Source organism: Achromobacter sp. GbtcB20, from assembly GCF_019091095.1.
GTDB lineage: Bacteria > Pseudomonadota > Gammaproteobacteria > Burkholderiales > Burkholderiaceae_B > Achromobacter > Achromobacter mucicolens.
The window spans coordinates 1-722 of record NZ_JAGXJZ010000102.1 but is presented as its reverse complement, the minus strand read 5'-3'; the positions used below and the strand labels follow the sequence as shown (position 1 = coordinate 722).

At 71.6% G+C, this 722-nt stretch carries 2 pseudogenes; one reads left to right on the top strand and one right to left on the bottom strand.

The window, feature by feature from the left end:
- Positions 1-195: pseudogene (locus KVT32_RS27995) on the top strand (hypothetical protein); the annotation flags it as partial.
- 16 nt (positions 196-211) lie between these two features.
- Here KVT32_RS27995 and KVT32_RS27990 read toward each other — a convergent pair.
- Positions 212-722, bottom strand: a pseudogene (locus KVT32_RS27990) (metallophosphoesterase); the annotation flags it as partial.

Sequence of the window (722 nt, the reverse complement as noted above, 5' to 3'; positions counted from 1 at the left end):
GCCCCCAGCCCCAGCGGCCCGCTGCATGCGGGCCCGCTGGCGACCGCGCTGGCCGTGGCCAGGATCGGCGGCAAGATTGCCAGGGCTCGCCTGACGGGAAGCTGGAAGGACAATCCCTTCTTCGTACCCGGCAGCGCCGCCCCGGTGCGCCAGCCCGAGGTCATCTCCGCCGAGCGGCGCGCGGCGCTGAGCTGACTAGGCCGGCGGCGGCTTACAGCTCGATCACCAGCTCCGGCCGGAAGCCTTCCTGCTCGCCCTTGCTCAGGTAGCCGAGCGGATTGGCGACCACGCGGCAGGACCAGGGCCGGCCGTTGTCGACGCCGCTGACGGTGTAGTCGTTCATGCAGTGCAGGTGGCCGTGCATCCAGACGTCGGCCAAGGGGAACAGGGCGTCCAGCGCATTGCAGAAGCCGGCGGTGCCGGCCGCCAGGCCGTAGCGGGGATCGGCGCTTTGCAGGCTGGGCGCGAAGTGGGTGACGGCGACCGTCGTGCCGTCGAAGGGCACCGCCAGCGCCGCGCGCAGCCAGGCCTGGCAGTCGAGCGAGAGCGCGCGCATGTCCTCGGCCAGCATCGGCACGCCGTCACGCAAGGTCGTGTTCTTGCTCAGGTAGTAGTTGGCCGCGCGGAAGGCCTTGCCGCGCAGTTGCAGCTGGCGGGTCAGGTCGGCCTCGCGGCTGGCCAGGGCGTCGAAGTCGCTCCACAGCGTGGTGCCGATGAAGCGC